The organism is Segatella maculosa OT 289 (genome assembly GCF_000243015.1).
Classification (GTDB): Bacteria; Bacteroidota; Bacteroidia; order Bacteroidales; family Bacteroidaceae; genus Prevotella; species Prevotella maculosa.
Window position 1 is genome coordinate 17,955 of sequence record NZ_JH594516.1, and the last position, 10,143, is coordinate 28,097.

The following is a 10,143-nucleotide window of genomic DNA, read 5'->3' on the forward strand; positions in this document are numbered from 1 at the left end:
CATTTGGTTTCAGACTTACAAAAGTAATATTTTATCTTGGAAAATCGAAAAAATTAAACTTAAATCAAACTTTCCTTCATTTTCCGGGTAGATGAAAGAACAACGAAAGAAAATTTTACTTATCTTTGTGAAGCTATTGTCTTTATATCGTAGGCGGACCACTTTCGCACGAAAAATGGCCCACTTGTACATGACAAACCACACGTTTATACACAACAAACGACATGAATAACTACAAAAAACCGATTTGTCAACTGGCCGGAACATTATTTCTTGCCTTGTTTTCCACGGCAACCCATGCCCAGAAATGGGACGACAAAATCCTCATTCAGCAATGCAACGACCGCTATTCGCTGATGTTCGACCACGAAAAGCCCGTTGTCAAGAACACGAAGAAAATCACTTATGAGTCGAATTCAAGCGTTACGGTCTATCCGGAAACGGACATTCTCTACGGCGAATACATCGCCTTGGACGATGTTTCGGGTCGGGGTGTCAAGCAATATAAGAACATCACGCCCGAAAACGTGTTCTATGATGACACCAAAGCTTGCATTCTCAGGGGCTATATCGACAAGAAAGGTAAGACTTGCACGGCTGCTTTCGAACGTACATTCAAAGACCCGAAGTACTTCACTCGTATTTATTTGCTCGAAGACTATTTTATCCGCAACAAGACTTTGACCATTACAATCCCCAAGGAAATGTCAGGTTATCGCATCAAAGAAATGAACTTCAAGGGCTATCCTATTCAATCCAAGCACGAAACGACGGCCGCAGGCGAAACATATACCTACCAAATCACCCAGGCTGATCGCATGAAGGAAGACAAACATATGCCTCCTGCGTCGAATGTCTACCCCTATTTGCTCATCACGGGAGCGTTCCAAGATGTCAATGCACTCTATACTTGGTCGAAGGAAATGGCAAACGTGGATTGCACGATACCCGATTTGAAAGCCTTGTTGCAGGAAATCAATGCACAAAGCAAAACAGACGAAGACCGCATCAGCAACACCTTCCGCTGGGTTCAAGACCATATTCGCTACGTTGCCTTTGAGGCCGGCATCGCAGGGCACAGGCCCGACACACCCAAAGAGGTGCTCCGCAAACGCTATGGTGACTGTAAAGGCATGGCTTTGTTGCTGAAAACGCTGCTCAAGGCACAAGGCTTCGACGCACGATTGGCCGACATCGGCACCGACGAAATATCCTTTAAGATGAGTGAAGTCCCGTCACTTGCGAGTGCGAACCACGTCGTCTGCGCCCTCTTTCTCAATGGAAAAATACGCTATTTAGACGCAACTTGCAACCATATTCCATATACTTATGCACCGCAACATATACAAGGTTCGGAGGCAATGATAGAGAACGGAGACCGTCCGCTCCTGAAGATTGTGCCCCGATTGAGGGCAGATGCGTCAATAGACAGCCTTGCCTATCAATACAAACTGCAGGATAATGCGCTCGTGGGGCAGGCAACTTACCACATCAGGGGCGACATGAAAGAATGGTTCATGGGCATGGCCGACGACGCAGGCAACAAGAAACAGGACGACATTCTAGGCAACAATCTCAACTCGGATGCCCACAGTATGACTGTCACCAACGTGAAATGGACAGACAAGGACGCCCGACATGAATGGGCACGCTTTGGAGGCAACGTCGTCAATAAGGCCGCCGTGCAGCAAGCCGACCGCGAGCTTTACATAGAACTGAACCCACACAACAACCTTTTCGACGGCAGAATCGACACCACACAGCGCACTCACGACTTCTATTTCCCCGTGCGTTGTAACGTTGTCCGCCAGGCCTCGCTCACCATTCCGGCCGGTTACAGGGTGGATTATCTGCCACCTTCGGCCACCTTCTCTACGCCCGAAGGCACGCTGACCTGCCGTTTCAGTAGGCAAGGCAACACGGTTCTCTTCCATCAGAAGATGCAAATCAACCGCCGCCGCATTCCTCTTGCCAACATTCCGAAATGGAATGAGGCAGTCAGCAAGTGGAAAGACGCCTGCAACGAGCAGGTGGTGCTGAAGAAATAGCATAGAGAATGCAAAACAAGAAACACTAACAAATAAACAAACCTACATTTATGAAGAAACTATTTACAATGCTGCTGTTGGCCGTTATAGCACTCCCGACATTGGCTTTTGACGACAACGATTATCAAAAGTTCGTCAAAGAAGTGAAGCAAGACGTATGGGGAAGGAATCTTCCGCAGTTCAACAACCGTAAGGTCTCGGCGCAATATAAGGACGAATCGGCCGTCATTCTGGCACGCTACGAGGAACTAACCGTCGATTTAAGCAAGAAGTTCAATATCTTCGCCTTTGGAAACCTCAAGCAAAACACGGCTACTCATCTCAAACGCAATCTCATCAAAATCAACGACAAGGCTGCCCTTGATAAGTTTTCCACCTTTGACTTCCGCACGTATGACCGTTCGTTCAACGAACTTATGCTGCGCGAAGACCACCGGACCGTGCTTGGTGTGAAGGTCATTAAGCCCGACGGGACGGTCAAAGAAGTGAGCACCGACGACTATCAAGACGCAAACGAGGGGAAGAAAGGACAGGAGAAGCGCACTAAACTGGCTGTGCCCGACTTGCAAGTCGGCGATTTGATAGACTACTTTATCTATGATTTTGACGTGATTAAAGAGGATAATCTCGATCCTACGCTATTCATTTTCTGTGCTGACTACCCGATACTTGACTATCAAATTCATTGTGCCATTGACAAGAATCTCTGTACACAATACCGCACAATGAACGGTGCACCGGACTTCAAGTCGGGGAAGAATGGCGATAACATCACCTTGGATGCCCACGTGAAAAGTATTAATAAGACGTTGCCTGATTACGCTTTCAATGCTATCGCACAGGCTCCTTTCACGCTGTTATATGTGACGAACACCAACGTCGGACTGTACTATACGCCCGAGAGTGCAAAGCAGAAAGGACTGCAGGCCAACCCTGATGCCAAGGTCATTCAAAAAGATGCATGGCAGCCTTGGTCTGACTATAAGCTGAAATGGACACTCTACAAGAAGATGACCAAAATGGTAAAAGATGCCAAGAAGCTTAAAACTGATGAGGAAAAAGCCGACTATGTATATAACTATATGGTGATGCAGACGTTGCTTTTCAAGCAGCCTTACGAAAATGCCTATAACTTCTCAACGCTCTTCCCGAGCATTCTTGACCGTCTGAAAGTGGAATATGGACGCGGCATCACAACCAGTTTGTACAATGAACCGCTTGATCAGCTCATCAATTACAGCGATGCAACGCGTTTCATCATACTCAAGAACGGCAAGTGTTACTTCCCCTTGAAGCGGGCTGTAGGCGCGAATATCATTCCGTCAATCTATCAGAACCGAGATGCCATACGTACCGACAAGCCTAAAAAGTTTGCAAAAGGCCCGTTCACATCATTCAGAATTGCCGGCAGCGATGCTTCAGACAACATAGAAACGGTAGACATAGACGCGGTAATCGACGGTGGAATGATGAATATCCGACGCCAGAACACAATGTCGGGCTGCAAGAAAGAAGGTGTCATTCCTATATATACTACGGCCGAAGAACTCATCAAGGCGTGGGGCAAGCCCTATGAATATACAACCTTTGCCGACGCTTACAACTATAAGGAAAGCGAGGCAAAAGCGCGGGCTGCAGAGCGGGCAGAGCGAGACAAGAAAGACATTCCGGAGAACTTCGCCAAGGAAGTCAAGGCCTATCATGACAAGGCTCCCGTGAAAATCAACAGTACGAAAGTGCTTAACTTCGGTGAGAACAACTTGCCTTTCTCCTACACTGTGAACTATCAAATGGACGGCCTTGTGAAGAAAGCCGGGCGAAACCTCGTTGTTTCCGTTGGTCAGCTGTTCGGCCAGCAGACCCATATCGAGGGCAAAGAGCGCAAGCGCAGCGACGCCATCTTCTTTGACTATCCGCGCACCTACGCCGTAACGCTCGCTCTAACCATTCCCTCGGGCTATTCCGTCTCGCCCGAAAGCCTGCAGAAGCTCAACGAAAGCGTCGACAACGATGCCGTTTCTTTCATGACAAGAGCCGAGGTCAGCAACGGGAAACTGGTCATCGACTTCAAAAAGATATACAAGCATCAGCAGGAGCCTCTGGTCAACTGGAACAAAGTCCTCGACATGCTCGACCGCGCTTATGCGTTCACGAGCCGCCAAGTGATACTGAAAAAGAATTAAACGTGCGTCAGATGCAGGAAAAAGGGAGCAAGACGTTGGGAACGACGTGCCTTCCGTGCCTTAACCTCTATTCTATTGCACACGACAAAGGGCAGCCCCGCTTCGGGCTGCCCTTTTTGTCTGGCTGAACCTGCAGACTTGCCACAGGCCGACAAGGCTGGTGTTATTTCCTTTTATAAACGACCTCCTTTACAGTAAGCGACTTGCCATCGACTCTTCCCGTAAGTTTTTCCGTCTTCTTTGTCTTTTCATCCATAACTGTAAAGTGTACGATGGGCGGTTCGAAAGTGTAGGTGCCCTTTTCGACTGTCTGTCCATTCTTATCACGCTTGGTGAAATAAAAGTCCTTTTCGGTGGTGAAGTTCAGCATCATCGTGAGATCTTTCTCTTCGTTATTCACCCATTCGGTGCCTTTCAACGAAGTCAACGGTGCGTCGTCATCATCAGACGAACAACTCAAGAAGGAGAATGTGATGCCCGCAACGACGAGCATGAGTAGCAGATGTTTTTTCATAACTCTTGTATTTTATGGTTTTACGTTGCAAAAGTAAGCAATAAATCCCACGCCTGCAACTATTCGGCTTGTTTTTTCATCTGCCTTCGTCTGGTTATAGGGGTGCAATCGCCTTGACGAAAGGTGTGTAATCGCTTTGACGAAAGGTGTGCAACCGGACTCACGGAAGGATAACGACCGTCTCTATACCGTAAGTCTGCCTGTAGACATATAAGGAGTATCGAATTATCACCATGGTGATAAATATTTCTCTACCCGGTGAGAAATATTTCTCATCGGGTAGATAATTCGGTATGCCTTATATCTGTCCGATGACAGATGCGGTATCAGTCGGGTCGTATTCCTTTAATAACGACGGTTGCATGCCTACCGTAGGTGCCGCGACACCCGTTCTTGACCCGGAGAGCGACGGATTTGGGGCAAGAAGCGGCTTTTTATTTGCATATCTCAACCTTTTGTAGTAATTTTGTGGCTATCGCAGAAATTAAATAAGCATCACATGGACGAAGAATTCAAAGACAGCGAGAATATCAACGAAGAGGAAATGCTGGGCGAAGACACCCATTCGGACTACCGACCGGCCGACCGGTTCGACGCTTCGGCCGTGCATCACTTGAGCGGCATGTACAAGAACTGGTTCTTGGACTATGCCAGCTATGTGATTCTGGAACGGGCCGTGCCGCATATCGAAGACGGACTGAAGCCCGTGCAGCGGCGCATCTTGCATTCGATGAAGCGCATGGACGACGGACGTTATAATAAGGTGGCCAATATCGTGGGCCACACGATGCAGTTCCACCCGCATGGCGACGCTTCTATCGGTGATGCCTTGGTGCAGATGGGGCAGAAGGACTTGCTTATTGACTGTCAGGGCAACTGGGGAAACATCTTGACGGGCGACCGTGCGGCTGCTCCGCGTTACATTGAGGCACGACTGTCGAAGTTTGCCCTCGACGTGGTCTTCAATCCGAAGACTACAGACTGGCAGTTGAGTTATGACGGACGGAACAAGGAACCGATTACGCTGCCGGTGAAGTTCCCGCTGCTCTTGGCGCAAGGGGCCGAGGGTATTGCCGTTGGGCTGAGCAGCAAGCTGTTGCCGCATAACCTCAATGAGATTTGCGATGCGGCCATCAAGTATCTGCGCGGCGAGGCGTTCGCGCTTTATCCCGACTTTCCCACGGGTGGCGCCATTGATGTCAGCAAGTATAATGACGGGCAACGTGGCGGCGGACTGAAGGTGAGGGCGAAGATAGAGAAGCTCGACAACCGGACGCTCGTTATCCGCGAGATACCGTTCAGCAAGACCACGACGACGCTTATCGACAGTATTTTGAAAGCGATAGACAAAGGAAAAATCAAAGCTAAGCGTGTAGACGACAATACGGCTGCCGAGGTGGAGATACAGGTGCATTTGTCGCCCGGTGTGTCGCCTGACAAGACGATAGATGCACTCTATGCCTTCAGCGATTGTGAGATTAATATTTCGCCGAATTGCTGTGTCATCGAAGATAACAAGCCTTGCTTCCTTGCGGTTAGCGACGTGTTGCGCCACGGTGTTGACCGCACGATGGGGTTGCTGCGCAAGGAACTTGAGATTCGTCGTGGCGAACTGCTTGAGCAACTCTTCTTCGCCAGTCTTGAGCGCATCTTTATCGAGCAACGCATCTATAAAGAAAAGAAGTTTGAGCAGGCTGCTTCGATGGACGAGGCCATTGCTTTCGTCGATGAGAAGCTGGAACCGTTCAAGCCCAACTTCATTCGCGAAGTGACGCGTGATGATATCCTCAGGCTCATGGAAATCAAGATGCAGCGCATCCTGAAGTTCAATAAAGACAAGGCCGATGAACTCATTGCGCGCATCAAGGCCGAGGTGGCAGAGATAGAACGTGACTTGGCTCACATGACCGATGTCACCATCAATTGGTTCACGTTCATCAAGAACAAATATGGCGCCGACCATCCGCGTCATACCGAAATACGTAGCTTTGATACGATTGACAGTGCGAAGGTGGTGGAAGCTAACCAAAAACTCTATATCAACCGGCAGGAAGGTTTCATCGGGACGGGGCTGAAGAAAGACGAGTTCGTTTGCAATTGCTCCGATATCGACGATATCATCATCTTCTATAGAGACGGGAAGTACAAGATTATCAAGGTGGCCGACAAAATCTTCGTGGGCAAAGGCATCATTTGGGTGCAGGTGTTTAAGAAGAACGATAAGCGTACGATTTACAATACGGTCTATCGCGACGGTCGTCAGGGCTTCTATTACATGAAGCGTTTTAATGTGACCAGTATGACGCGTGACCGTGAATACGACCTGACGCAGGGCACACCGGGTTCGAAGGTGATTTACTTCACGGCCAATCCTAACGGTGAGGCCGAGACCATCAAGGTGACGCTCGATCTTGACCCGAAGAAGAAACGCCAGAACATATTCTTGGAGCGCGACTTCAGTAAGATATTGATAAAGAACCGCGCAGCCAAAGGTGTCTTGTTGTCCAAGCAAGGTGTGCATCGCATTGGCTTGAAGAGTCATGGCCATTCAACGTTGGGTGGCCGGAAAGTGTGGTTTGATGCCGATGTGAAGCGCATCAACTATGAGGAGCACGGACGCTTCTTGGGCGAATTCTCTGATGAAGACCGTATTCTCGTTATACTCGACAATAGTGACTTCTATATTACGAACTTTGATGTCAATAACCACTATCCAGACAATATCATGCGCTTAGAGAAATGGGAGCCTGACAAGGTGTGGACGGCTGTTCTCTTCGATGCTGACAATCAGGGTTATCCTTATATGAAACGGTTTACGATGGATGCAACGGCAAGACCGCAGAACTTCCTCGGCGATAATGCTGACAGTAGGCTCGTTATCCTGACGGATGTTGCATTCCCGCGCATCAAAGTGACTTATGGTGGGCATGACGCTTCGCGTGCTCCGGAAGAGATTGATGCTGAACAGTTCATCGGACAAAAGAGTTTCAAGGCTAAAGGTAAGCGTATATCAACGTGGCAGATTGGGAAGATTGAAGAATTGGAGCCCGTGCGTTTCCCAGAACCGGATACGTCCGAAGCAGAAGAAGATGCTACGGAAGCGGAAGAGAACCTTGCCCCCGATGCAGGTAAAAGCCGGCAGCAGGTGATTGATGAAATGACCGGACAACTCAATTTATTCTCCGATACAAATGAAACCACATCTGAATAGTATCCTTATAGCTGGGCTGATGGTCTTGTCGCCGTTGTATTGTGCCGGGCAAACAGGCACGATGGGAGATGGCGACCGCATAATCACCAACAGCAGAATGATTGGGTGGGGTGCAACGAAAGTGCTTGACACTTATCTTAGTCCGGAAGAATATACGGGGCCCGACCTCCGTTACATCAGTCACACGCTGCGCTGGCGCGAGGGAAGCCGACTCATCAACGCGCTTATCCATCAGGGAAACATTGCCTACATAGACAATCGGTCGGGCGACGGCCGCGAGATTGCCGGCAATTACAACTTCCAATACGGCTTGCATGTCGTGTGTGGGACGTGGACTGTCGGTGGTAACGAGCTGCAATTGGAGGCCGGAGGCAATGCAGAGCTCAATCTGGGTTTCATCTATAACACACGCAACAGCAATAATCCCGCTCAAGCCCGTGCCTATCTGAATGTGTTGCCTACGGCAGCCCTGATCTATACTTTCCGTAATCCTTTCTGTGAGAGCCATTACCGTGATTTCCGGCTGCGTTATGAAGTGGGGGTGCCCGTGGCAGGACTGATGTTCTCGCCTAACTACGGTCAGTCTTATTACGAAATATTCTCCAAAGATAATTACGACCATAATATTGTGCCTACCTATATGGGGAATGCACCCTCGTTGAGGCATTTCCTGACCTTGGACTTCCCGCTTTTCCGTGCCACTTTCCGTGTCGGCTATCAAGGAGAGTATTTGCAGGCCCGGGTCAACAACCTCAAACAACATGCCTACACGCATGCCCTGCTGCTGGGTGTGACCAAGACCTTTAAGTTAATCCGAGTCAGAAAATGAGACACTTCCGACGTATTCTTCCATTATTATTGCTGCTTCTCGCTCCGCTGTTGTTTACAAGCTGTGTAAAAGAAGACGAATATGCCGACAATCCCCGTGGCAACTTTGAGGCTTTGTGGCGCATTCTCGACGAGCATTATTGCTTCTTTGACTATAAGGCCCGGCAATACAAGCTCGATTGGAACGAGGTCCATGTACGGTATAGCAAGCAGATAAGCGACCAGATGAGCGACGAACAACTCTTTGAGGTGTTGGGAAACATGCTGGGAGAACTGCGTGACGGTCATGTCAACATGTATTCGGGCTTTGATGTGGCACGCTATTGGTCGTGGCGTGAGAACTATCCAAGCAACGTGGACGACTCTCTTCTCAATAAATATCTGGGTACCAACTATCGTATTGCCAACGGTATGAAATATCGTATTCTCGATGATAATGTCGGGTATATCCGTTGCGCTACTTTCGAGAACAGCTTTGGAAGCGGTAATCTGACGAACATCTTGTCCTATCTGCTCCCTACACGTGGATTAATCATCGATATCCGCAACAACAGCGGTGGACTGATTTCGAGTGCCGAAGAGCTGGCCGCCCGCTTTACCAATGAGGAGCTTCTCGTGGGCTATATTCAACATAAGACGGGAAAGGCTCACGATGCTTTTTCTGCCATGCGGGAACAATGGCTCAAGCCGAGCCGTGGCCTGCGTTGGCAGAAACCGGTGGTCGTGCTTACGAACCGTGGTGTCTATAGTGCGGCCAATGAGTTCGTGAAGTACATGAAATGTTGTCCCAACGTCCGCATTGTCGGCGACAAGACAGGCGGTGGTGCAGGAATGCCTTTTGGCAGTGAGCTTCCCAACGGGTGGGGTGTACGCTTTTCGGCCTGCCCTATCTATGACAAGAACAAGGAAAGTACCGAGTTCGGCATAGCGCCCGACGTAAATGTGAGTCTTGATATAGTGGATTTCTATAACGGAATTGATACCATCATCGAGCATGCACGTAAGCTACTGGAGTAAGGTTTTTTCCTCAATTCCGCAGCATTATTCCTTGTGAGGTACTTTTATATATTGAAGTGACATTTTTGGAATTTATCCATTGATATGGGGATTTTCTGGGGTTCTTGGTTCTTGCATAGACATGAAATCCCCCACCCAAACCAATGAGGAAGTATGAAAAGCCACAAAGAAATACTGTTTATTCAATGAAGACCTCAGAGTAGTAGGTTTTATTTGTATATAGGTTCAGAACGTTCTGCCTTCCAGTGCGCACCCATTTTGCTGGCACGCTGACAAAATGCAGGATAAAGGCTTTCAGCCTGCTTGTCTTTTTCAATGGCTTGACCTCCCTCCACAAAGGTA

Annotated in this window: 6 protein-coding genes and 1 pseudogene; 5 read left to right on the forward strand and 2 right to left on the reverse strand. The window is 48.7% G+C overall.

The window, feature by feature from the left end; all coding sequences use genetic code 11:
* Positions 1-224 precede the first annotated feature (224 nt).
* Positions 225-2,048 carry a transglutaminase domain-containing protein gene (locus HMPREF9944_RS12335; RefSeq protein ID WP_008566686.1) on the forward strand — a complete coding sequence of 608 codons (1,824 nt, stop codon included), beginning with the start codon at positions 225-227 and terminating at the stop codon, positions 2,046-2,048.
* 50 nt (positions 2,049-2,098) lie between these two features.
* Positions 2,099-4,231, forward strand: coding sequence for a DUF3857 domain-containing protein (locus HMPREF9944_RS12340; protein ID WP_008566687.1), 2,133 nt, complete (start codon positions 2,099-2,101; stop codon positions 4,229-4,231).
* A gap of 163 nt (positions 4,232-4,394) precedes the next feature.
* Here HMPREF9944_RS12340 and HMPREF9944_RS12345 read toward each other — a convergent pair whose 3' ends face one another.
* Positions 4,395-4,745, reverse strand: a complete 351-nt coding sequence (locus HMPREF9944_RS12345; RefSeq protein WP_008566689.1) for a hypothetical protein — start codon at positions 4,743-4,745, stop codon at positions 4,395-4,397.
* 499 nt (positions 4,746-5,244) lie between these two features.
* On the opposite strand from HMPREF9944_RS12345, the gene HMPREF9944_RS12350 reads away from it, so the two are divergent.
* The 3 genes from HMPREF9944_RS12350 to HMPREF9944_RS12360 are packed head-to-tail and all read left to right on the forward strand — an operon-like array spanning position 5,245 to position 9,801.
* Complete coding sequence (locus tag HMPREF9944_RS12350) at positions 5,245-7,956, forward strand: DNA gyrase/topoisomerase IV subunit A (protein WP_008566690.1); 2,712 nt, start codon at positions 5,245-5,247, stop codon at positions 7,954-7,956.
* Positions 7,937-8,785, forward strand: a complete 849-nt coding sequence (locus tag HMPREF9944_RS12355) for a DUF3316 domain-containing protein (RefSeq protein WP_008566692.1) — start codon at positions 7,937-7,939, stop codon at positions 8,783-8,785. The genes HMPREF9944_RS12350 and HMPREF9944_RS12355 overlap by 20 nt, the downstream gene beginning before the upstream one ends.
* Positions 8,782-9,801 (forward strand): S41 family peptidase, encoded by a 1,020-nt coding sequence (locus HMPREF9944_RS12360; protein WP_008566694.1) that lies wholly within the window; start codon positions 8,782-8,784, stop codon positions 9,799-9,801. Before HMPREF9944_RS12355 ends, HMPREF9944_RS12360 begins: the two co-directional genes overlap by 4 nt.
* A gap of 178 nt (positions 9,802-9,979) precedes the next feature.
* Here HMPREF9944_RS12360 and HMPREF9944_RS13060 read toward each other — a convergent pair.
* Positions 9,980-10,143, reverse strand: a pseudogene (locus tag HMPREF9944_RS13060) (IS1380 family transposase); the annotation flags it as partial.